Here is a 23143-nt window from a genome sequence, read left to right as displayed (position 1 = left end):
AATAGTTTTGATAGCGGAGTGATTTAAAAGAACCCCATCGGGGTGACATAGTTTCGATGGTAGAATTAGAAATCGAAATACCGCTCCGCCAAAGCTTTAAAACGCATTTGCATAATTAACTATTAATAGTACAATCCTTTGGAGTTGTTTGTATGATGAATATATTAAAAGAGAAAGCCTGAATTTTAGAATTCAGGTTTTTTTTGGGGGTAGTATATTGTCAGATTTTTAACAACAGTATTTTTCTCTTAATTCTTTTGCTTGAACATCAGAATCGTATCCAATTAGCAGTAATCCTTCTGTGCATTCGATTCTCTTTTCTTTGATCAATTTTGCGATGAATAATTCAAACTTGATGTATGTACGATGTTCTAGGTTTATTAGATTCAGATATTTTCTTTGGTATGGAATTTTTTCATTTGTAATGATTTGCAATAATGCTAACTGCAATTCATCAATATGTCTTTCAGAATCTAATTTAAAATTTCGCCAGATTTTTTCACCTTTATAATTAAAAGAAATTAAATTATTTGTTCCATTGCTGTACATCGGGCCAGATCTAGTGTTTTCGTTTCTTTGACCAGAATAAGAATTTCCATGTAGAATTAGATTTTCTATTTTACTATATTGATATTGTTTAGCATCTATAACTAGAAATTCATCTTCAAAAGAAATTGTACCTAAAAAAGTTCCATTTATATTTTCGTATTCTGTTAGTCTAATAGCGCCTCCAATGATATAAGTTATAATGGGAACGATAAGTAGATAATAAGCATATATTGAAATGTCATAGCCAAATGAAGTTTCTATAAACAGAAGCAATAAAACATATAAGATAATTGCAATTATAGAATAGAAAGTTAACTTTTCAGACAAAGTAAAGTCAAATGACCTAGCTCTCTTTGGGTAAAAAATCGAAGCAGAAAAGAGCATCTATTTCTTGTAAAAATTATTGTGATCAATATATTCCCAGACTTTTGGTGGTAAAAGAGGCTGGATGTTTTTGCCTTCTTTGATACTGTTTCGGATAAAAGTAGAAGAGATTTCTACAATGGGAGCATCAATAATATGAACTTTTGGATGTGATTTTAATTCGATGTTTTCCTCTTCTTCAGAAATCCGGGGATAAACATAAATATTGTAATGTTCTAAAAGCACTTCGTAGTTCTTCCATTTATGAAGCGTTTTCAGATTGTCCTCGCCCATGATTAAGGAAAAGTCATGAGTTGGATATTTTTCATGCAGATGAACCAGTGTATTGACGGTATAATTAGGCTGTGGTAATTTGAATTCTATGTCTGAAGGCCTTATTTTAGGATAATCTTCAGTGGCTAAATACACCATCTGCAAACGCTGATGATCGTCCAGCAAAGTAGATTTCTTTTTAAGCGGATTGTGTGGTGTAACAACCATCCATATCTGATCTAAATCGGCAAACTCAGCCATGTGGTTGGCAATGATTAAATGACCGACGTGAATGGGATTATACGTTCCGAAATAAAGGCCTATTTTCATAAGTGTTCTGTTTCGCAGAGATTCGTAAAGTATCACAGAGCTTCACAAAGTTTTTGTGCTATTTTGTGTTTGTATTTGTGAATCTTTGTGGAATAATTACTTGTTTATGAATTCTTTTACCAGTTGATAGGCCTCTTCTTTGGCTGTATCTAAATCATAATTTTTGATAATCATATCAAATTGTGGGGCAGTAGCTAGTTCCACAGAGGCTTTTGCAATTCTCATGTTTATTTTATCATCACTTTCAGTAGAACGTTGTTTTAGTCGGCGTTTTAATTCGTCAACACTTGGAGGTTTCACAAAAACAGCTAAAGTTTGTTCCGGGAATTTGTGTTTGATACGTAGTCCACCCGCAACGTCAATATCAAAAATCACATTTTTCCCTAAAGCCCAGATTCTTTCAATTTCTGATTTTAAAGTTCCGTAAAAGTTATCACGATACACTTCTTCCCATTCTAAGAATTCTTCGGCCTTGATGTGTTTTTTGAATTGCTCCAGTGAAATAAAATAATAATCTTTTCCGTGTTCTTCATCTCCACGTGGGTCACGGGAAGCTGCCGAGATTGAAAATTCTAAATTTAAATCTTCTTTTCCCAGTAAATGTCTTACTATCGTTGTTTTTCCTGATCCCGAAGGTGCCGAGAAAACAATTAATTTTCCTTTGTTCATTATGTTTGCTTTAGGCTTTAGGCGGTAAGCCTTAAGCTCTCTTAGTAAATGTTTTTTTGCTGAAAGCCTATTGCTTAAAGCTTACAGTTTTTAAAGTACATTCAAAACCTGTTCTTTGATTTTTTCCAGTTCATCCTTCATCATCACAACCAGTTTCTGCATCTGTGCATGATTAGATTTTGAACCCATTGTATTGATTTCACGACCCATTTCCTGAGTAATGAATCCTAGTTTTCTGCCGTTAGCTTCAGAACCTTTTATAGTCTCAAGGAAATAATCCAAATGATTAGTCAAACGAACTTTTTCCTCAGTAATATCAAGTTTTTCTAAGTAATAAATCAATTCCTGTTCGAATCGGTTTTCGTCTACATTCACTTGTAATTCTGAAATAGCTGTCTGCAAACGGTCTTTAATGGCTTTAATACGTTCCGGATCAAGCGCCAGAGCGTCATTCATGTATTGACGAATATTGGATATTCTTAGATTGAATTCTTTTTCAAGAGATTCACCTTCGTCTTTTCTAAAAGTCAAAATGTTTTCTAAGGCCTCTTCAATGATTAATTGAATTTGTTCCCAGTCATTTTCGTCAATTTCTTCACGCTCGGTCTTTAGGGTATCCGGCATTCGAACGGCCATTTTCATCAGCTCCGTTTCATCTGCATCCGGGTAAACTTCTTTTAGTTGGGCAATGTAGTTTTTTACAACAGGAACATTTACCTTAGTTGAGGTTTGTTCAGAAGTACTTTCAACGTAAATTCCGAAATCAATTTTGCCTCTTTCCAGTTTCGTAGAGATTTGAGTTCTTAAACCTAGTTCCATTTCACGATATACCGATGGCATTCTAACATTTAAATCTAAACCTTTACTATTTAAGGATTTTACTTCAACGGTAATTTTTTTTGTAGGCAATTGCAAAGAAGCTTTGCCAAACCCTGTCATAGATTGTATCATATAATTGAGTATAAAGGCGCAAAGATAAATAAAAGTTTGCAGTGTTTGGCTGTAAAAAGCTAAAGTGTTAAGAGTAAGGTTTTTTAAGGTTTTTCGCCACAAATTTCACAAATTTACACAAATTCAGGAGCTTATATAACCGAATTACAAGAACTATAAATTTGAAATAGGTTTGAGGAAATTTTTTTAGGCTAAAGCTTTCATTACCTGTAAAATGTTCTGTTGACTGTTACCAGTATAGATTTTGCCGTCAATAATAAAAACAGGGCGGCTTAAAAAAGTATAGTGCTCTAAGATGTATTTTTTAAAATCGGCTTCCGTTAAAGATTTGTTCTTTAAATCCATCGACTTATACAATTGTGCTTTTCTGCTGAATAAAGCTTCGTAACTCCCCGAAAGTTGGTACATTTCTTCTAGTTCAGTTTCTGTAATCGGGTTTTGTTTAATATCATGAAAAACCAGGTTATGACCTTCTGGTAATGCTTTAATAATTTTTCGGCAAGTATCGCAGGATGCTAAGTAATATATTTTGTTCATAAGTTTAAATTTAAGAGACTACAAAGAAAATTCATTTGAAACTTAAAATTGCCTAATTTTAGAAAAAAAATAAAAATATGAACCCAGTTTTTGAAGTACAAAAGACCATTAGAGAGATTCTTTTGAAAGTTTTAGACAGTCATTCATTAGAACAATTAAACAAAATTCCGCAAGGATTCAATAACAATATCATCTGGAACATTGCGCACTGTGTGGCTACGCAGCAGGCAATAGTTTACAAATTATCAGGTTTACCGGTTATGGTTTCTGAGGAATTTATGGCTAAATACAAAAAAGATTCGAAACCGGAAGGGGATGTGTCACAGGCAGAAGTAGATGAAATACGAACATTGCTTTCAGCTACTTTTGAGCAAACTATAACTGATTTTGAAAAAAGTGTTTTTGTGAATTACCATGAATATCCTACCAGTTTAGGGTATACATTAAAGAACATCAATGGAGCTTTGGATTTCAATAATTACCATGAAGGCGTTCACACCGGGGTAGTAATGAGTATTCGAAAGTTTGTTTAATCTTTTCTCAATCCATTAAAAGGAAAAAACCCGACAGGTTCTTAAAATCTGTCGGGTTTTGTATTTTAAAAAGACATTATTCGACTATCGTTTCGATTGTGACTTTCATGGCGCCGCTTCCTTTGCTTTTGGCGATTTCCATAAAGGCTCTTTTGGATAAATCGAGATCTCTTGTTCGAACAAATGGTCCACGATCGGTAACTTTTACAATTACAAATTTTCCATTGGCTTCGTTGGTAACTTTTATTCTGGTTCCGAAAGGAAGTTTCTTGTGTGCGGCAGTGTAAGCACTGTTGCTGAATCGGCTTCCGTTGGCTGTTTTTTTACCGTTGAAACGATCAGCGTAATAAGAGGCATGTGCATTTTTTTTATAAGGTTTTAATTTCAGACCCTTGTCTGTAAAAACAGAATCAGTTGGTATTGCAATTAAATTCGGTCTGGCAGTTTTGACAGTATCCTGAGTAATTTTAGGTTCAGTTGCAGGTTTTGTTTGGCTTATAACATAGCTAAAACAACTTAAAAAAGTTATAGTAAGTGCAGTGAGTAAAATATGTTTTTTATTTCTCATGTTTTATTTTTTTTCAGACTTGGGGAGTTTGTACAAATAATATGCCGAGATAAAAAAAGCCCTATTTTCAGGGCTTTAATTGGTTTTTTCTTAGAACCATAGGCTCCATGGGATTCTGCTTAAAATAAGCAATAATCCTAATCCGTAAAAAATAGCAAACGTTTTAAACTTTGCATCGCTATTGATTAATTTTTTATGTTTAGACCAACCGATTGTGATCAAAATGATAGCAATAATGTTAATTAAAGGGTGTTCTAATGAAGTAAGTCTAAGTGCTGCATTAGACATTTGACCAAAAGCAGCTTTCCCTAAAGGGGATACAAAATAAAGGATTAAACCAACTAATAATTGTGTATGAGTTCCGATCAAGGCAAATAATGCAATCTTGCGATCTTTGCCTGTAAAGTCTTTTTTGGAAGTAAGGCCAATAATGGCATTTACAGTAGCAATTAATAAAAGCAACAGTGCTAAATAAGCCCATCCTGAATGGAACTTTTGTAAAAAATGGTACATAAATTAGATTTTTTGATAAAACAAATATAGCAAAAAAGGGTATAAAAAAAGCGGCATCAGACTAAAAGTCAATGCCGCTTTAGGTATTTATTTAGATTCTAAATATTAGAAATCGTAACGTAGAGAGAAGTTCCATGTTCTTCCGAAACCGAAGAAAACCTGGTTAACGTTTGCTACTCCGTTGTAAAGCATCCCGTTAGATGCATAAGTTCCTTTTGAACCAGCTGGTTGACCAGCAGCTACAGGAAGGTTGTCATCAGCGAAAGTATTTGTTCTTGATTCAGCAATATAGATTTTATCAAGTACGTTGTTTACGTTTAATCTGAAGTTAACTGATTTGTCTTTGTTTTTTCCAGTTAACATTTTGTATGAGAAACCAGCATCAAGTAAACCGTAAGAAGGCAATTGTAATGCTCCTTTGTTGTTTGGATCTGCAAAGTTGATTGGGCTTAATCCAGCGTACAATTTATCGTTGAAATTGTAGTTAGCATCAAGAGTTACTCTAGTTAAAACTTCGTAAGCAGCACCTAAAGAAGCTGTCATTTGAGCAGCATCACCTACTTTTACTTTGTCCATATAAACTGGTGTAGCAACGTATCCTACAACAGGAGTATTGTCTGCCTGGTTGTATGCGTTAACAGTAGCATTTCCTTTGTATTCCCAGATTCCGTAAGATACCATTCCTGTTACTTTTAATCTGTCAGTGATGTTAGAAGTTGCTTCTACCTCAACTCCAGAGTGTACCTCGTTTAGACCTAAATATTCAGTATAAGTATTTGGGTCAGTTGGTAATGCATTACCTTTTAAGTATCTGTCGTTCCAAGTTGTGTTGTAAACGTTTACTGTAGCGTTGAAAAATCTAGAACGGAAACCGTATCCAGCCTCAAATCCAATGATTTTCTCATTAGTAAGGTTAGGGTTTACTGTTGATCTGTTGTTTGGATAAACAGAGTTAAAGAATGGTTGTCTTGAGTAGTAACCAGCGTTTACATAAACGTTGCTTTTTTCGCTTAAGTTGTAGTTAGCACCACCTTTTACGTTTCCTCCTAGGATGTTTTTGTAAGGAGTAGAAGTTAATGGGTCAGTTGGAAGGTAAACAAAGTCATCTTCTCTTTTGAATCCTTGTTGAGAAACTGCTCCCTGAACGAAAGCTGTTAAATTATCTTTAGAGTACTCTAATTGTGTAAATACTCCGTACCATTTCACTTTTCCAGTGCTGTTGAATGAAATTTTATCATATTGTCTTTTGTCAAAAACATTCCATTGAACATTTGTAGAAGCTGTGGTTGTAATACGTCTTCCAGTTGGTTTTAAGCTTGCAATATTGTTGTCAAAAAATTCACCTCCGCCTAATCTGTCGTTAACAACAGTAAAGTGGTAACCAGTATAAGTTCTTCCGTCAAGACCGAAATCTAAAGTAAGTGTGTTAGATAATTTTTTGTTCAAGTTAATAACAGCTCCAAACCAGTCATGTGAGTTGATAGATGACGTTTGAGAGATACCTGATGTAGTATTGTAAACATATGGAGATGCAGTAGTTCCTGCTCCTGTTCTACCAGTTGAAGAACTGTTTTGGTAAACACCACCAATTTGTGTTCTTGTTCTGTTTGCTCCGTTAAAGAAAACTTGTCCTGTACCATTGTTCCAAGCTTGGATTTTGTTGTAATCAACTAAACCATCAGCTGTTAAGAATACTGCACTGTTGTAAGTGTTTCCACCAACACCACCTGTTGCTCCTGCACCAGCTCCACGTCCCATAGACGCGTAAAGTACAGTTGAAAGTTTTGTAGTTTCGTTGATTTTGTAATCCCAATTAAAAGAAGCTACCGGTTTGTGGTAGTAGTTCTTTCTGATGTTATATTCTTCACCGTTTAAATATCCTGCATCAGCATTATATCTAATGTTTGGATCTCCATTGATACCGTATTTTTGGTAAGTAGCGATTGTTGGTACAGTAGATCTTTGGTTGTGCCATTGTGGAGCTCCTGTTACTGTAAGTTGAAAGTCATGTTTTCCACTTTTGCTGCCGTATCCTAAAGCAACATAGTAGTTAGAACCTTCAAATTGGGTTCCGTTCACGTATCCGTCTCCCATTGTTTGAGATAATAAGATAGAAGCAGAAAGACCATTGTCTAGTTTTCCGGTGCTGTATGAGCCTTGAACTTTAAAGTTTCTTCCATTACCAAATCCGGAAGAAAAAGATCCTCCTTCTTTTCTGTCGGCAGCTTTAGTTACAATGTTGATTGTTCCTCCTACAGAAGGAGTTACCAATTTTGAAGCTCCTAAACCTCTTTGAACCTGAATAGCTGAAGCTACCTCAGATAAACCAGACCAGTTACTCCAGTAAACAGAACCATTTTCCATGTCGTTAACCGGCATACCGTTGATCATTACAGCGATGTTGTTTTGGTTGAAACCACGAATGTTGATTCTTGAATCTCCAAAACCACCACCAGCTTTAGTTGCGTATACAGAAGGCGTGTTTCTTAAGATCTCTGGAAATTCCTGAGTTCCAAGTTTTTCCTGGATTTCAGCAGCTTTAATTGTTGAAACCGCTACAGGAGTTTTTCTGTCTTTTGCGATGTCAACGATAGTACTTTTTACAACAATTTCGCTTAATTCATTAGAATTAGAAGTCAAAACGATTGTTCCTAGATTTGTAGTTTCACCATTTTTAACTGAAAATCTAAGAGTTAAATTCTCGTAACCTAAAAAAGAAATAACGATTTCTCCTGTACTTGTTGTTGCATTAAGAGTAAATTTACCGTCAAAATCTGTAGAAGTAGCAACTGTAGATCCTTTGATCACAACGTTTGCTCCCGGAAGTGAACCCACTCCGTCGGTAATCATACCGGAAATTTTTCCTTGAGAAAATGCGGTTGAAACTATCATGAACAGTAGTCCAGTAAGTAACCAATTTTTCATTGTCTTCATTTGTTAATTAGTTTATTGTTTTTGGCAAAATTATAACAATAAAATCAGATAATGTTATCAAAGTGTTAAGAAAGTAAAGTTTTGTATAATGTGTTGCGCATTAAAACGATTTTTCTTTTTTTTGTTAGGTAAAATGATTTTTTTTTGAATTTTTTGACGTGAATTTTGTTAAAATCGTAACTATTTTAGTTGTCTTGTAGCGCTAAACTTGCAGGAGACTGTATTTTGAGACGTTTTTGATGTTTATCTGTACGAAAAAACGCCTTAATTTTTATTAAATCAAGGCGTTTCAGTATGTTGTGTATTGTACTTTTTTGAGTTTTACTTGTTTTTCAAAAAGTGATTTAACAAGAAAGAAGTCGAGCTATCATGATTTTTTACCGTCTTGGTGTTAATTTCATCCAAAATTGAATTCGCTAATTGCTTTCCTAGTTCTACTCCCCATTGATCATAACTGAAAATATTCCAGATAATACCCTGAACAAAAATTTTGTGTTCGTACAATGCAATCAGTGATCCCAGACTTTTTGGGGTTAGTTTTTGAATTAAGATCGTGTTCGTCGGTTTGTTTCCTGTGAAAACTTTAAAAGGCAACAAGTAAGAAGCTTTTTCTGCTGACAATCCTTGTTTGTCAAATTCGGACTGAACTTGTGTAGTGGTTTTTCCGTTCATTAAGGCTTCAGTCTGAGCAAAAAAGTTAGACATCAGTTTATCATGATGATCTTCGTTTCCGTATAAAGGTTTGATAAATCCAATAAAGTCTGTCGGAATTAATTTTGTACCCTGATGAATCAATTGAAAAAAGGCATGCTGTGAATTCGTTCCCGGTTCTCCCCAAATGATGGTTCCGGTTTGATAGTTAACAGGTTTTCCGTCACGACCAACACTTTTTCCGTTACTTTCCATTGTAGCTTGTTGCAGGTAGGGAGCTAGTTTTTGCAAATATTGGGTGTATGGAATCAATGCTTCGCTTTCGGCACCAAAGAAATTATTGTACCAAATGCTTAGTAATGCCAGAATTACAGGAATGTTTTTGTCGAACGGTGTTGTCTTGAAATGTTCGTCCATTTCATTAGCTCCTTTTAACAGTTCGTTGTAATTGTCGAAGCCAATCGCTAACGAAATGCTTAAACCAACAGCGCTCCAAAGTGAAAATCTTCCTCCAACCCAGTCCCACATTGGGAAAACATTATCAGGATTAATTCCAAATTCGGTTACTTTTTGAATGTTGGTTGAAACCGCAACAAAATGTTTTGCAATATCTTCCTGAGAGGCTGATTTCAAAAACCACGTTTTAATAGTTTCAGAATTAGATAAGGTTTCCTGAGTGGTAAAAGTTTTAGAAACAATTAGGAATAAAGTTGTTTCCGGATTCAGTTTTTTAATCACTTCGTTTACATGGTCGCCGTCTACATTGGAAACAAAGTGTAAGTTTAAGTGGTTTTTGTAATACTGTAAAGCTTCAACTGCCATAACCGGTCCAAGGTCAGAACCTCCAATACCTATATTTACTACATCAGTGAAAGCTTTTTCGGTGAAACCTTTTCTTTCTCCCGAAATAACCCCATGTGTGAATTGTTTGATTTTGTTTTTTACCTCATAGACTTCCGGGATTACATTTTCGCCATCTACTTTAATAACTGCCGATTCGGGTGCACGTAACGCAGTATGTAAAACGGCTCTGTTTTCAGTCTGGTTGATTATTGCTCCTTCGAAATATTGTGAGATGGCTTCTTTTAGTCCGATTGAATTGGCTAATTCCAATAAAAGAGAAACGGTTTCCTGACTAATATTGTTTTTGGAATAGTCAACTAAGAAGTCGTTCCATTGTAAATTGAATTTTTCAACACGGGTATTGTCCTGTTGAAAAAGTTCTTGTATTGTAGTTTTGTGAATTGCGTTATAGTGGTTTTGCAGATTTTTCCACGCTTCAGTCCCGGTTGGGTTTGTAGTGTTTAAAGCCATTTTTTGTTTAATTGAGAATGTGGTTATAAAAAAACAAAAATACTGAAATTAGTTCTAATAGCTTTAAGCTTCACAATTATATAACAAATAGTTACGAAAACGATATAACTGTTTATTTGTTCTGAATACTTGCTGTAATTATGATAGCACCATCGTTTTCTTTTTCATTGTAAATGATGCGGCTGCTGTTTTCGTTTAAAAAATCTATACTAATAATGTCAGTTTTTTCAAGAGGCAAAATTATAGTGTCTTGCTTTTTGTCATATCGAAACGGAACTCCGTTGATCACAATTAAAGGTGATTTTTTAATTATATCTTTTTCGATTGCCTGTTGGATGGATTCCGATACAAAGTATTGGTTTTGGTTCTTATCGTTTAAAAGAAAAGTGTGTGGATTCGAACAGCCCGCAGCTATTGTACAGGAAAGTAGTAATAAGAATCGTTTCATGCGTCGATGTAGGATTTGACAGATACTTGTTTTTAAGTGGAAGTTTTACCAAATTTTCCACCAGGGCTTTTTGTTGATTTCGATTCGCTTTTGGGTTTTGTTGATATCTATTCTTTGAAGCTCTTCTTTTTTGATAGTGGAATCGTCAAAGTATAATTCACCGGAACGACTGATGCCAATAGGGGCTTTTGTTTTTTCTCTCCAGACTTCGGTTTGTAATTCCGGAATTAAAGGTGAATTAATTTTAGCGGTGAATTTTTGTCTCGCTTTTTCTGTAATTTCTTCTTCAAGATTTGAAGTTGAATTTTTGAAAAGCGGAAGTGAGTTTCCGGGAATGTTAAGTAAGAGAATCTGAGTTTTATTGTCAATGTTGTAAATGTCCAGTACTTTAAAGAAAGAATTGTCGTCCAATAGAGCATGTCCGTTTTTTACGGAATCCGGATTGAACTTGGATAAATCTCTTGCTGCTGCACTTGCAATTAAAAATCGGCAGTTACCGGAGAGACCGCTACCTAGGGGCTATTAAATGAATTGTACAAAAGTAACTAATACAAAAAAGGTCGAAAAGTCAACAATATCAGGACTTAACACACAAAAAGGGCGATAATAATAATAATTTGAAATGTACATTATACTACTACAAAGTGCTATTTAACTACCATTGAAATAGCTACAAGTTTGCCTTTTAAGTAATAAAATACATTATACAAGTAGAAAAATAGCTAAACATACTATTTTCAAGGATTATAGGCAATTTTTAACAGCAAGTAGCCCTCAAATAGGAGGGCTTTTTTGTATCTATTTTATAAAAAATGCAGAAAACAAAAAAATGTATAAAAAAGATCTAAATGGACAAATAGGTAGACAAATAGGTAGACAAAAATCAGTAAAAAAACAGCACGATAGTTTACTAAAAATACATAAAAATGGTATTTAGTACTTAAAAATTACTTGAGAATGGGGGTGTAAATACATAAAAAACACAGTTATAAACTGGTAAACATCTGTAAATAAGCAACTTTAATGTATTTCCCAATCTTTATAACCTTGTTTTTTTAATTCATCAATTCTATCATTGTACTTATTAATACTTTCAAAATCATCAAACAAAGGGATCATTTTATATTTGTCAAATAGTTTTTGTTTTTGTTCCTCTGTTAGCTCTAATTTGCTTTCATTCCTTACATTATAGTATTTTTCAATAAAGTAGATAGGATTACACCTTACTCGATTAAATTCTTTTAAAAAATCTTCCATATATAACTTGTTTATTCTAATCGTATTACACCTACAACCAAAGCTATTCCGGTTATTTCTTCTTTGGGAACATTAAAAGGATCATAATTTTCATTATCCGAAATCATGATAAGGGAATCTTCAGAAGCGGCCTTTTTTATTCGCTTAATAATTATTCCCTGTTCTTTAGTTGCAATAACATGTGTTTTGTTCCATTGTATAAAACGACTTTCTTTAATAACTGTACAAGCCACAATATCTCCGCTGCTGTATTTTGGATACATACTACTACCTTCAACCTCAATCATAAAGTCAATTTTTTTATTGCTAAATTTTGGAATGTTGTAATAGTCTTTAACATCTTGAGGAAGTATAGTGAAAGCATTATTGCCAAAGCCTCCTATGGCAGTAACAGAAACTAAAGGATATCCATTAGTACTACTTGTTTTTATAGCTATTGGTGTATTCTTACTTTTCAACATCGGTTCTTTACCAGTTAAGAGCCATTCTGAATTATATTGGGGATAATTTTCAACTAATTTTAAAATCCATTTAGCTTGAATATCACTATTATTTGCAATTGCACGTGATAAAACTCCCTTACTAGCACCTATCACTTGTTCAAGCTTTGTTATTGTAACACCTTCGTTTTTAGCAACTTTACTAAAAGAGTCTAAAATATTATTCATAAAAATTGAAAATTATCACCTATTTGTTTTGATGTGTTGAAAATTATCTTCTATATTTGTAAAACAAATTGAAACAGTTAGAACAATGGACAAAAGTAAACAAAAAAAAGAGTACGCAAGTCACAACCCTGTAATTATAAAAAAATTAAAAGAAAAATATGGTTTGACTATTCAATTCATTAACGCTTCTCTCCGAGGAGATAGACAAAGTGATACTTCCATTAAGATTTGTGAGGATTACAAACTAATGGAAAAGGAGATCAATAAAACAATCCAAAGATTATAATAATAAACCCGTCACGGCTTGCATGGTTTCGACACCACGACGGGAACAAATTCATTTTAAAATGTACGAATATCACAATAACATACTCTCCATACCTGCCAAACTTCTTTATGAAGACTGGGGATTAATTTCGTATGGCAATTATCAAAAATTATGCAACAGAGGAAAGTTGATCCGTACAAAAGAAGGAAGAGGACCAGGTAATGAACCCTTTATAAGCTTTCACGATTTACCCGTACATCAAGGAACAGATTTCAAAAAAGTATGTATTGAAAAACTGAAAGACCCTAAAGATGTAGTTGTACGTAATCATCTTGAGAAGTATATACTTCCGGATTCGAAAGCAATCAAGTTTTTTGCAGAACATCGTAAGCCATGCGGCAAACCACTATCTCTGGAAGATCAAAGAGAAAAAGCGACAAACGCAATCATTTTAAACGCCATTAAAACAGTGCTTAATGATCGTTTAGTTAGATCTAAAGTATTTGGCCGCAAAACTACGGAGATTTGGAAAAACATCAGTGAAGCCGTTAATGCTATTAATACCAAAAAGTGGACATATTCCCTACCGGGCAATCCGCGTAGATTAAAGGCCAAATATGACGAGTATCTAAAAAACGGTTACGAAGTATTCCTTCACAAAGGAGAAGGCCAAAAAAATGCACAAATAATTAAAGACGAAATAGCTGATTTTATCTTAGCTAAATATTGTTTGCCAATAAAAATGTCTATTCCGGAAGTTTTACAGGATTATGAACGTGAGGCAATAAAACACGATTGGAAATCTTTAACCGAATCGGCGATTTACAATTGGCTCTATCAACCAGAAAGAGAACGTATATGGACATTAGCCCGCCACGGATTGGCAGCTTACAATAAAAAATACAAGCACACCATCACCAGAGATAGAAGCGATTGGTTCCCTAACGCATATTGGGCGATTGATGGTACAAAACTGGATTGGATTCACTACTGGGATGAAAGCTCAAATAAAATGGGAGCAAAACTTAAAATTGACGTGATGTTTGATGTGTATAGTGAAAAGATCATAGGTTGGGATATCTCATTTACCGAAAGCCATATTGAACATTTCAAAGCTATTAAAATGGCAGTCAATGAAGCACAATGCCGTCCTTACTATCTGACTTATGATCATCAAGGAGGTCACAAAATGGACAGAATGCAGGATTTGTACGATTCACTTATGGCTATTGATGGTCACGGAACACATCACCCAAACAAGGCAAAAAATCACTCCAACCCTGCTGAGAATCTTTTTGCACGTATTCAGCAGGAAGTCATTACCAAGTTTTGGTTTTCGGATGGACAAAGTATAACTGTAAGACGTGATGATAATAAAATGAATGCTGATTTTATTCTGGAGAATAAAGCACATCTAAAAACGGTTGACGAGTTGCAAAAAGCGTGGATAGCAGCTGTAAATATATGGAACAATGGCGAACATCCACATTTTGATAAAACATCAAGAAACCAAGTGTATCAACACGAAATGCCAATGAAAGAACCACTAACGCTTTGGGAAATAATGGATAAAATGTGGATAGAAGAAACCAAACGATTAGTGACCTACAAATCAAGTGGTATGAATTTAAAAATTGGAGGTACTGATTACGAATTTGAAGTGTATGACAAAACCGGAGCGGTTGACCTTAACTTTAGATACAAAAACATTGGCAATAAATTCAAAGTACGCTATGACCCTGATTTTCTTGATGGCTATGTTCAACTCTATGCTAAGGACGAAAAAGACAATTACGTTTGGATAGCCAACGCAGAACCTAAACGAAAACATCAAAATATCCCTGCCCTAATGAAAGAAGGTGATAAAGAAAAATGGCTTGCAGATATGCAAGTTAGAAAATTAGAATTAGAACGCACCCAAAGAGAGCTTAAAGCCCTTGAAAATAGGACAGGAATTAACAGAGAAACACTAATAGAAGATACTGAACTACTTATAAAAATGGGTGGAAATATTAGCAAAGTAGAACAACTAATTGCTGAAGCAGCAGACCAGGAGTACGATTTTTAACTTAACCAAAACTACCATGACAACATCACAAAAACAACAGATTACCAAAGAAATAAAGCACTTATGTGCGTTAACCTCTCAAAATAAAGTAGCTACCAAAGCAGGAGTATCATCGGCCACCATAAGTCAGATGATAAATGAAAACTGGGGGCTTATAAAAGATGAAATGTGGCGCAAAGTAAAAGTGAAACTTCGTATAGAGTTAGACTGGAAAACTGCTCAAACTACCAATTTAGAGTATATCTATCGCCATGCTGAAAAAGCAAAAGAAAAGTCTATAAGTTTTGGAATTTCTTACGATGCAGGCGCAGGAAAAAGCCAAGCCTATAAATTAATTGCTAGCACTTTACCAAATGTGATTTATATCGAATGCAAAACATTTTGGAAATCAAAAAGTTACGCTAAAGCCTTGGTGACAGCTTGCGGATTAGATGATTTTGGAACCACAGAAGATTTGGTAGAGCGTTTTATTGATCATTTGAGCACACTGGAAAAACCTTTAGTGATAATTGATCAAATGGACAAACTAAAAGACGGCTCTATGGATTTCTTTATTGATTTCTACAATGATCTGGTTGGGCATTGCGGCTTCTTACTCTCCGGTGTACCTGCACTAGAAAAAAGAATCAAACGAGGAGTGAAAGCAGATCGCTCCGGTTACTTCGAATTATGGTCAAGAATTGGCCGAAAGTTTCTAAAATTAAAACCTCTTACCCTAACTGATGTATCTGCAATATGTATAGAAAATGGTTTAACTGACATGGATAGAATCGAAACAATCTTTTGTAATTGTGAAGGTGATTTAAGACGCGTTAAACAAGATGTAGAAAGTTATTTCCTTAATCAAAAAAAGGCTGCCTAATATGATAAAAGTTCCAAGAGCTTACAGCTACGAAGATATAGACCGGATAAATTTTAAAACCATAAAAGTAGATAAAGAGTGGAAGGAACACCTAGGTGAACCTCAGTTAGGAAATAGTCATTGGTTGGTTTATGGAGGTTCAGGCCAGGGAAAAACATCTTATGTGTTACAAGCTGTAAAACAGATTTGTTTGAATTCCCAAAAAGTGCACTACAACACTTCTGAGGAAGGAATGAAAAAAGGGTTTAAAATGGCGTTGAAACGAAGTAACATGAAAGGTGTACCTGGATTTAACTACCATCAGGAAAATATAGTTCAGCTAACAGCAAGGTTAAGCCGACAGAGGCAGCCAAAAATAGTAGTTATTGATTCGGTTCAGTACTTTTTTAGGAAGATGAGAAGCGAACATTATTTTGAATTTATTAGCCAATTTCAAGATACAACCTTCATTTGGATTAGTGGTGCTGATGGTAAGAAACCCAAAGGAAAAATAGCAGAAGATATTTATTATGATGCAGATATAGTAGTCAATGTGACAGATTATCAGGCAATAATTGAGAAAAATAGATTTGAGGCTTACGAACCTCATGTCATTTGGCAAAAAGGTTACAACGACAGACAAGTAAAACTATTAGAAAAAGGATAAGTTATGAAAACAACAACAAAAGAATCTGCAACAGATTATTTAATGGATCATTTAAAAGTATGTGAAACCAAAGAAGATTTAATACTTGCATTTTGGTTTTACTGGGTCGAAAGTGTAACGATTAGCTCTTTCGAGTTTAGAAAAGTTGTAACCTCTTCGGCAGTTAGTAAATGGTTTACAATCGAACTTCATAAAGAAGAATTAGAGTTTAAGGATTTAATAAAAAGATATCCTAGAGTGAATGGAAGAGATAAAGACAGACTTTATTGTAAGTGCATAAGTAAACTGATGTCACGCTTTCCAATACCGTTGCTTAATGAAGCAAAAAAACGAGATCAACAACCTTCAAAAGTACCAGGTATCAGAGTACCATTCCCAATAGAAATTTTAAACTAATCACTATGACACCACAACAAGTAAAAAATAAAATTGCCGATTTAGAGCAATGGTTGAGGGATAATCCAAACCATTTAAATAGAGTTACAATTGAATCTGATCTTAGAAATTTAAGAAGTAAGCAGGTAAGTAAAAACAAAGATAAACTTTAAAAGGATGAATGATAAAACACAAATAGACCAAAGATTATCAGATTTACACAATGTACTGTATTACTGTTCAGAACAGCAGAAACATGGCCGTATTCATGTCTTTAAAACATGTGAAAGAATCTGCATAAATCAAGAGCGAGGTGCTCTACTGTCACAGATTAGCAAAGAAAACTTCCCTAGCGAAGTCAGGTACTACAAAGTAACGGCAGCACTGGAAGCCAAAGTAAAGTTAACTCTCGAAAAGCTTGAACAGACATCATGGGGCAACCTAATTCAAAATCCTTTTGAGAATGAAAATTACTAACGAAATAAAAAACATTAACGTAAAAGACCCAATTATCATGGAAACGCAACAATTAGATATTACAAAATTATCCCCAACAGATAGAAAGACTTTAATGCAGGAGTTAGCAGCTGAAGAAAAGGCAAATAAACAAAAAGCAAGATCCGACAAGGCAGCATACAAAGAGCTATCCACGGAATTTTTGATCAATAACATTGATCCTCTTATTGATCGTCAAAACAATATGGTTGAATTAGTTGATTCTGTTTTCAAAAACTTTAATGATGTTTTAAAACTGAAAACAGATATCTACGGTTTGGATAAACTGGAACAAGAAAGTCATACAGTCACACATCCAGACGGATCATGTAGTATTACAATCGGTCATAACATTACTATTTCATTTGATGGAACAGAAACCGCCGGAATACAGAAAATAATGAACTATATAACTGCATTATCCGGCGATGAACAGGACGAAAATAGTGTGAAGTTAACCAAGGCGGTGACACATCTTTTGAAGCCAAATATTAAAACCGGAATGTTGAATCCTGCAAAAATCATCCAATTAAATCAAATGCGAAGCGATTTTAACTCACCGGAATTTGACGAAGGAATGGACATTATTATTGAGGCTCAGAACCGAACAAAAGGCAGCTCCTATGTAAGCGGTTACAAGTTTGTAGAAGTTGGCGAAAACAGAACAAAAAAGGTAGAGTTCAGATTCACAGTGTAATGGATAAGTATCTAAGTACTGCCATTTTAGCGACAGGGTTGCTAATCTGGTCAAACAAAAAAGTAATTGCCACACAAATTGAGTGGTTCTGTTTTAAAGTAAAAACAATTTATAAACAAAATCGAAATGACCGTCACAATAATACCAATAGCAGATCACGAACATTATAGTGTAAATGGACACCAAGTCCATAAAGACAGTTCTGAAAGATACAGAAGCATGACACCATTATCAGATACAGAGCTGAAAGCTTTTAACAGATATAGGAAGTTAGTTATTGATAACCAAAGATTTAGACGCCATATAAAATCAACATATAAAGACTAGTAAAATGACACCCACTAAGCCACAAGTTTACACTGGAACTGGTTCTGCGATAGACAACTATAACAAGCCCAAACAACATCTTAAAAATATCGTTCAGGGCAATAGTAACAACTGGGGATTATTTGATAAAAATAACAAACAACATTTAACTGTTCTGGCACATTTACGCACATTACAATGGACTGTTAAAAATGATCGTTGGGGCGAAGTAGCTGATATTAACCGTTTATCTGACTTTTTAAAGAGTGATAAAAGCCCAGTTAAAAAGCCTTTAAAGAAGATGGAACCACAGGAACTTTCAAAGATAATTACCTGTTTAGAATCGATGATAACAAAAAAATACAAGTAACATGACAAACATATTAATAATTATTGCCCTTTTTTCAGCTTTCCTTTTTGCATTAGTTGGAGGCTTCTTAACTGGTTTATATCTCGTTTGTAAAATTGAAGCTGACGATTATAACGACGAAGCCCTCCCGGATGAGTATTGTTTCGAATGCGAAATTGAAATGCCGGTCAAAGAAAAGAATGGTCGTCTATACTGCGCAAATTGTGGCTTGTATCATTGACATCCAAAAGCCCGAAAAGTGCCCCCACAATAGTACAAGAATAAAAGTATTGGATGCTGTTTGTGGATGTGAAAAAACAGTAATCGTATGCGACGATTGTCAAAAAGAAATTTCAGAACCTAAAACCGAATGTTAAATGAGAGCAATTACGAGCAAAGAGTTACTTCTAAAGAAACTAAAAAAAGAGAATGTTTTGAGCGATGGCCATATCTGTTACTTAACAGATTTTCATAAGACCAAATGTGGAAAATCACTAGTTACTAAATTAATTAATGATAGAATACTAGAAAAAACAAGCGGAAATGCAAAGTGGTTTGAAACTGAATGGAAATTACGTAAGCCGGTTGGCAATCATTTGGGTGTCGATATTTTTTATGATCTCATAAGAAATCAATTCTTTTTTAGGGTCAAAAAAGGCACTTATGATTTGGACACTTACGAAATATGTATCAATAAACTCAACTATCTGAACAACCTCAAAGAAAAACTAAGATGAAAATAGATTTAAGACTATCAAACGAAACAATTACAATAATTACAGCGACACTACAGCCAGTATATAACAGTAAGCCAATTAGTAGAAGAGATAAATCGACACTTTCAATCGCCTTAGATGTTGTTAATATACTTGATAAAAAATTCAATCACCAAAAATTAAAAACAGATCTTTTTAATACGGCAAAGAAAACGAAAGTGACTTTTAGGCATCATGAAGCTGACATGTTAGAACTCTTATTGATTGACCAAATAAAGACAGTAAATGACGTTTACATCCGACAGCAAATACAAAAGGTTATTAATGACTTAAATCAAAAATTAGCGTAATGGATGAGCCACTAACCACCTATAGAGCTAAAGGCAAAGAAATAGGCTTAGTTTTTCTGTTTAAATATGATTTATTGGGCAATTTAAGGCTTTTTGAAGTGTCTGAAGGAGTTTTAAACAAAGAGCAAAGGCAATGGTTGTTAACAGGTTATTTACCCGATGGTGCTCAGTTTGAAAACGCAAAAGAATTATTATCACAATTGGAACCAAGGTTTCCACATGAAGAAAGCATTATGAAAACAATTTGGATGAAACTCAAAAAGTATCTAAAGGTTTTTGAAATCGAAAAATCTCCTGCTGATTTAAGTTTTGATGCACTATGGGATATGTACGGTTACAAAGAATCAAGAAAAGATGCTGAAAAAGCTTTCGGAAAATTAAAAGAAGCTGATAAGATAAAATGTTTCATTCAGGTTCCGAAATACAAAAAAAAGCTTGCACAATCAACTATTGCTCAGGCATTGTTAGCCACCTGGATAAACAAACAAAGATTTAACGACGAGTATTAATTATAAACTAAAAAAAGTATGGGATTTATAAAACAAACATTCACAGGAATTGAATGTGATAACTGTAAGGAACAGTTTCGCGAATCTGAAGAAAATGCGTTTTTCTTCGATGAAGACAACGCAAATGAAGCGGTAACAGATGAAGAGTGGCACATAGATAACAATAAGCATTACTGCGACAAATGCCACTCAATCGATGACAATGATATCACAGTCATTAATCACGAAAGGTTTAAATCAAATTAACTTTAAAAACAACTATAAAATGAATGAAACATTAACAGCCGATAAAGGCAGAGTATTAAAAGCTTATGAGAAAGCTAAAACAGGAAGAAAGGTAATGTTGGAAAACCTTTTTGGAATTAAAACTTTTCAGCCAAACATTGTGGAAAGAATAAAATCCTTTGATGATGTGTGTAAAGAAATGGCAGTTAGTCCTAAAAATTACATCTGCCAAAGTGACGACCCGGATGATATTTCCGCTAATGCCCTGAGACAAGCATTACTAATCAGCCGTTGTTTTAATGCTGATAAAAAAGAAGTGGTCAACTGGGCAGACAGTAATCAGGCAAAGTATTTCCACGTTTATAAGTATTCTCCCTCTTCGGGTTGGTCGTTGTACTTTGTCGATCGCTGGTACGCGGTTACGAACTGCGGCTCCCGCCTGGCGTTCCTCGATTCTGATCATGCGGAATACGCCTGGGAAACCTTCAAAGAAATATACATCAACTTAATCAAATAAAACCAATGGAACAATTAACAATCAACACAATTGAAAAAGCTTTTTTAGCTGAAGGATTAGACATAACATTAATGCCAGGTGTAGATCACCTGCAAAATGAATCAGACAAAAACGCTGTAATCAAAAATTACATTGCAGATGTCGTAATCAGAGCCTTAAATAACGAAGGACAGGACAAACCGTGGGTTGCTGATTATTCAGATAGTGATCAGCTTAAATATGAAAACTGGTATGAGTATTCTCCCTCTTCGGGTTGGTCGTTGCGCTTTGTCGTTTACTGGTTCACGGTTACGAACTGCGGCTCCCGCCGTGTGTTCAGAACGAGAGCGATCGGCCGTTACTTCTGGGAAAACTTCTCTGATCTGATTAAAGAGATTTTATAAGGGATAAAGGTTGTGCATTGAATGCTGTGGTTTTTGGTCGTTCTCCCTCTTCGGGTTGGTCGTTGAACAATGTCGATAACTGGAACACGAATACGAACTGCAGCTCCCACCATGTAAAAATATTTGTTCAATGCAAACCCTGCCAACAGGGCAAAAAATCACAATTTTAACGGGGCATTAGTATTCTGTTTTTGTAAAGAAAGTGACCCAATAATACAAAGGCTTTGAAAAGATACAATAATCTATACAGTAAGATAATCAGTATTGATAATCTCGAGTTAGCTGATAAAAAAGCACAGAAAGGCAAATCAAAGCAAAAAGGTGTAATCATTCACAATAAGAGTAAGGAAAGTAATATTTTGAAGCTTCATGAAATGCTGAAGACCAAAACTTATCAAACTTCAGAGTATTCAACCTTCAAGGTTTATGAGCCAAAAGAAAGGATCGTTTCAAAATTACAGTTCTTTCCTGATCGCATTACACACCACGCTGTAATGAATATTTTAGAGCCAATATTTACAAAGTTATTTACAACTGATACCTACAGTTCGATAAAAGGAAAAGGAATACATTCGGCCGCCAAAGCTCTTAAAAAAGCTTTGGCCGATGTACCCGGAACAACCTACTGTTTGAAGTTGGATATTACTAAATTTTACCCCTCTATAAATCACCAAATTTTAAAGAATCAACTTAGAAGAAAGTTTAAAGACAATGATCTTTTATGGTTACTGGATGAAATCATAGACAGTGCAGAAGGTATTCCAATAGGAAATTATCTCAGTCAGTATTTTGCCAATTTCTATTTAACCGGGTTTGACCACTGGATCAAAGAAACTCAAAAAGTAAAATACTACCTCAGGTATGCTGATGATCTGGTAATACTATCGAATAGCAAAACAGAACTTCATCGTATTTTATCAGTGATTAAACAGTATTTAAACAGTAATTTAAAACTTCAGGTAAAAGGAAATTGCCAGGTGTTTCCGGTTGATAAAAGAGGGATTGATTTTGTTGGATATGTATTTTACCACACGCACACCAGGCTTCGAAAAACAATCAAAAAACGTGCTGCCAAAGCATTCAAAAAAAAGAACAAAGCAGTAATAGCGGCTTATATGGGCTGGATAAAACACTGCAATTCTAAACACTTACTAAAAAAAATAAACCCAAATGACCAAGTTTTCAGATTTAGGAATACAAAGCGAGGTGAATCACTTCACAGGAAAAAGCATAAAAATAGACGAAATATTGAACATACTGATAACCGTCCACGGCTTCAAAGTAGAACCATCCAAAAAGAAATCCAACTCCGATTATTTGACTTTGCAGATTGAAGTTGATGAGCGAAAAAGAGTTGTTTTTACCGGTGCAACAGTTCTCATTCAAACTATTAAAAAAGTTCCTAAAGACAAATTCCCATTTACAACAACTATTGTCAAACGAAATGAATATTTAGAATTCACTTAAAAACAAATATTATGTCACTACAAATAGAAATAAAGTCAAAAAGAAACAAGTATTATGAAACTAGTGTTATTCTAAAACTGAGAGAGTTTGAAAATAGCAATAGGTCACTTTGTTCTTTTCCTGAAACCTTTAAGGATAGTCTGAAAGTAATACCAAGAAAATCAGTTGGACGTGCTGAAGACTTTTACAGAGCAGTCTTGTCTGAAGATCAAAAGAAAGTTGAAATTTGGCATTTAACCGTAAAAGGTGATACTGATAGATTACTTGCAGTTGTAACAGATAATGGAAAACAGTTTAATCCTTTTAATTTTTAGATGCAGCTATGGATTTCCGTAAAATCATTTTTAGGCAA

30 protein-coding genes are annotated in these 23143 nt (G+C 34.5%); 17 read left to right on the top strand and 13 right to left on the bottom strand.

Annotated features, from left to right (window positions below; translation table 11 throughout):
- Positions 1 to 228 precede the first annotated feature (228 nt).
- The 5 genes from ACAM30_RS07095 to ACAM30_RS07075 form a co-directional block, all read right to left on the bottom strand.
- The gene (locus ACAM30_RS07095) at positions 229 to 933 is read right to left on the bottom strand and encodes a hypothetical protein (RefSeq protein ID WP_369617850.1); all 705 of its coding nucleotides are present in this window, start codon (positions 931 to 933) and stop codon (positions 229 to 231) included.
- The gene (gene nadD, locus ACAM30_RS07090; RefSeq protein WP_369617849.1) at positions 934 to 1515 is read right to left on the bottom strand and encodes a nicotinate (nicotinamide) nucleotide adenylyltransferase; all 582 of its coding nucleotides are present in this window, start codon (positions 1513 to 1515) and stop codon (positions 934 to 936) included. It abuts the gene before it with no gap.
- A gap of 96 nt (positions 1516 to 1611) precedes the next feature.
- Positions 1612 to 2184, bottom strand: a complete 573-nt coding sequence (gene gmk, locus ACAM30_RS07085; protein WP_369617848.1) for a guanylate kinase — start codon at positions 2182 to 2184, stop codon at positions 1612 to 1614.
- Between the two features lie 90 nt (positions 2185 to 2274).
- Positions 2275 to 3135, bottom strand: coding sequence for a YicC/YloC family endoribonuclease (locus ACAM30_RS07080; protein WP_369617847.1), 861 nt, complete (start codon positions 3133 to 3135; stop codon positions 2275 to 2277).
- A gap of 186 nt (positions 3136 to 3321) precedes the next feature.
- A complete protein-coding gene (locus tag ACAM30_RS07075; RefSeq protein ID WP_369617846.1) occupies positions 3322 to 3672 on the bottom strand; it encodes an arsenate reductase family protein in 351 nt (116 codons plus the stop codon).
- 77 nt (positions 3673 to 3749) lie between these two features.
- Here ACAM30_RS07075 and ACAM30_RS07070 point away from each other — a divergent pair, with 77 nt between their 5' ends.
- Positions 3750 to 4205 (top strand): DinB family protein, encoded by a 456-nt coding sequence (locus tag ACAM30_RS07070; protein ID WP_369617845.1) that lies wholly within the window; start codon positions 3750 to 3752, stop codon positions 4203 to 4205.
- Positions 4206 to 4281: 76 nt separating this feature from the next.
- On the opposite strand, the gene ACAM30_RS07065 is transcribed toward ACAM30_RS07070, so the two are convergent.
- The 8 genes from ACAM30_RS07065 to ACAM30_RS07030 all read right to left on the bottom strand — a co-directional run bounded on the left by ACAM30_RS07065 (position 4282) and on the right by ACAM30_RS07030 (position 12558).
- The gene (locus ACAM30_RS07065; RefSeq protein ID WP_369617844.1) at positions 4282 to 4773 is read right to left on the bottom strand and encodes a septal ring lytic transglycosylase RlpA family protein; all 492 of its coding nucleotides are present in this window, start codon (positions 4771 to 4773) and stop codon (positions 4282 to 4284) included.
- Between the two features lie 90 nt (positions 4774 to 4863).
- Positions 4864 to 5286 carry a hypothetical protein gene (locus ACAM30_RS07060; RefSeq protein WP_369617843.1) on the bottom strand — a complete coding sequence of 141 codons (423 nt, stop codon included), beginning with the start codon at positions 5284 to 5286 and terminating at the stop codon, positions 4864 to 4866.
- A 105-nt stretch (positions 5287 to 5391) separates the two neighbouring features.
- On the bottom strand, positions 5392 to 8220 hold the full coding sequence (locus ACAM30_RS07055; protein ID WP_369617842.1) for a TonB-dependent receptor: 2829 nt from the start codon (positions 8218 to 8220) through the stop codon (positions 5392 to 5394).
- Positions 8221 to 8541: 321 nt separating this feature from the next.
- Positions 8542 to 10185, bottom strand: coding sequence for a glucose-6-phosphate isomerase (gene pgi / locus ACAM30_RS07050; protein ID WP_369617841.1), 1644 nt, complete (start codon positions 10183 to 10185; stop codon positions 8542 to 8544).
- 112 nt (positions 10186 to 10297) lie between these two features.
- Entirely contained in the window at positions 10298 to 10633 is a 336-nt protein-coding gene (locus ACAM30_RS07045; RefSeq protein WP_369617840.1) for a hypothetical protein, read from the bottom strand.
- A 45-nt stretch (positions 10634 to 10678) separates the two neighbouring features.
- Positions 10679 to 11044, bottom strand: coding sequence for a hypothetical protein (locus ACAM30_RS07040; protein ID WP_369617839.1), 366 nt, complete (start codon positions 11042 to 11044; stop codon positions 10679 to 10681).
- Between the two features lie 609 nt (positions 11045 to 11653).
- Entirely contained in the window at positions 11654 to 11890 is a 237-nt protein-coding gene (locus tag ACAM30_RS07035) for a hypothetical protein (RefSeq protein ID WP_369617838.1), read from the bottom strand.
- 11 nt (positions 11891 to 11901) lie between these two features.
- Positions 11902 to 12558, bottom strand: a complete 657-nt coding sequence (locus tag ACAM30_RS07030; RefSeq protein ID WP_369617837.1) for a helix-turn-helix transcriptional regulator — start codon at positions 12556 to 12558, stop codon at positions 11902 to 11904.
- A 347-nt stretch (positions 12559 to 12905) separates the two neighbouring features.
- On the opposite strand from ACAM30_RS07030, the gene ACAM30_RS07025 reads away from it, so the two are divergent.
- From ACAM30_RS07025 to ACAM30_RS06950, 16 genes are all read left to right on the top strand, one after another.
- Positions 12906 to 14894 carry a hypothetical protein gene (locus ACAM30_RS07025; protein WP_369617836.1) on the top strand — a complete coding sequence of 663 codons (1989 nt, stop codon included), beginning with the start codon at positions 12906 to 12908 and terminating at the stop codon, positions 14892 to 14894.
- Positions 14895 to 14910: 16 nt separating this feature from the next.
- Positions 14911 to 15756, top strand: coding sequence for an AAA family ATPase (locus tag ACAM30_RS07020; RefSeq protein ID WP_369617835.1), 846 nt, complete (start codon positions 14911 to 14913; stop codon positions 15754 to 15756).
- 1 nt (position 15757) lies between these two features.
- Positions 15758 to 16402: an ATP-binding protein gene (locus tag ACAM30_RS07015; protein ID WP_369617834.1), complete on the top strand. Its 645-nt coding sequence runs from the start codon at positions 15758 to 15760 to the stop codon at positions 16400 to 16402.
- 3 nt (positions 16403 to 16405) lie between these two features.
- Positions 16406 to 16798, top strand: coding sequence for a hypothetical protein (locus tag ACAM30_RS07010; RefSeq protein ID WP_369617833.1), 393 nt, complete (start codon positions 16406 to 16408; stop codon positions 16796 to 16798).
- 5 nt (positions 16799 to 16803) lie between these two features.
- Positions 16804 to 16950, top strand: coding sequence for a hypothetical protein (locus ACAM30_RS07005; RefSeq protein WP_369617832.1), 147 nt, complete (start codon positions 16804 to 16806; stop codon positions 16948 to 16950).
- A 4-nt stretch (positions 16951 to 16954) separates the two neighbouring features.
- Positions 16955 to 17254 (top strand): hypothetical protein, encoded by a 300-nt coding sequence (locus tag ACAM30_RS07000; RefSeq protein WP_369617831.1) that lies wholly within the window; start codon positions 16955 to 16957, stop codon positions 17252 to 17254.
- Positions 17241 to 17969 carry a hypothetical protein gene (locus ACAM30_RS06995; protein ID WP_369617830.1) on the top strand — a complete coding sequence of 243 codons (729 nt, stop codon included), beginning with the start codon at positions 17241 to 17243 and terminating at the stop codon, positions 17967 to 17969. The genes ACAM30_RS07000 and ACAM30_RS06995 overlap by 14 nt, the downstream gene beginning before the upstream one ends.
- 331 nt (positions 17970 to 18300) lie before the next feature.
- Positions 18301 to 18645, top strand: coding sequence for a hypothetical protein (locus ACAM30_RS06990; RefSeq protein WP_369617829.1), 345 nt, complete (start codon positions 18301 to 18303; stop codon positions 18643 to 18645).
- Positions 18646 to 19001: 356 nt separating this feature from the next.
- Complete coding sequence (locus ACAM30_RS06985) at positions 19002 to 19361, top strand: hypothetical protein (RefSeq protein ID WP_369617828.1); 360 nt, start codon at positions 19002 to 19004, stop codon at positions 19359 to 19361.
- Positions 19358 to 19690: a hypothetical protein gene (locus ACAM30_RS06980; protein ID WP_369617827.1), complete on the top strand. Its 333-nt coding sequence runs from the start codon at positions 19358 to 19360 to the stop codon at positions 19688 to 19690. Before ACAM30_RS06985 ends, ACAM30_RS06980 begins: the two co-directional genes overlap by 4 nt.
- The gene (locus ACAM30_RS06975) at positions 19690 to 20199 is read left to right on the top strand and encodes a hypothetical protein (protein WP_369617826.1); all 510 of its coding nucleotides are present in this window, start codon (positions 19690 to 19692) and stop codon (positions 20197 to 20199) included. The genes ACAM30_RS06980 and ACAM30_RS06975 overlap by 1 nt, the downstream gene beginning before the upstream one ends.
- Before the next feature lie 18 nt (positions 20200 to 20217).
- Positions 20218 to 20445, top strand: coding sequence for a hypothetical protein (locus ACAM30_RS06970; protein ID WP_369617825.1), 228 nt, complete (start codon positions 20218 to 20220; stop codon positions 20443 to 20445).
- Positions 20446 to 20464: 19 nt separating this feature from the next.
- Positions 20465 to 20941: a hypothetical protein gene (locus ACAM30_RS06965; RefSeq protein WP_369617824.1), complete on the top strand. Its 477-nt coding sequence runs from the start codon at positions 20465 to 20467 to the stop codon at positions 20939 to 20941.
- 5 nt (positions 20942 to 20946) lie between these two features.
- Positions 20947 to 21324: a hypothetical protein gene (locus tag ACAM30_RS06960; RefSeq protein ID WP_369617823.1), complete on the top strand. Its 378-nt coding sequence runs from the start codon at positions 20947 to 20949 to the stop codon at positions 21322 to 21324.
- 224 nt (positions 21325 to 21548) lie between these two features.
- Complete coding sequence (locus tag ACAM30_RS06955; protein ID WP_369617822.1) at positions 21549 to 22658, top strand: reverse transcriptase domain-containing protein; 1110 nt, start codon at positions 21549 to 21551, stop codon at positions 22656 to 22658.
- A gap of 144 nt (positions 22659 to 22802) precedes the next feature.
- On the top strand, positions 22803 to 23105 hold the full coding sequence (locus tag ACAM30_RS06950; RefSeq protein WP_369617821.1) for a hypothetical protein: 303 nt from the start codon (positions 22803 to 22805) through the stop codon (positions 23103 to 23105).
- The last annotated feature ends 38 nt before the right edge of the window (positions 23106 to 23143 follow it).

This window comes from Flavobacterium sp. CFS9, assembly GCF_041154745.1.
In the GTDB taxonomy this organism is placed as follows: domain Bacteria; phylum Bacteroidota; class Bacteroidia; order Flavobacteriales; family Flavobacteriaceae; genus Flavobacterium.
Note: the sequence above shows the minus strand (reverse complement) of the source record. Positions and strands in the feature narration are given on the sequence as shown.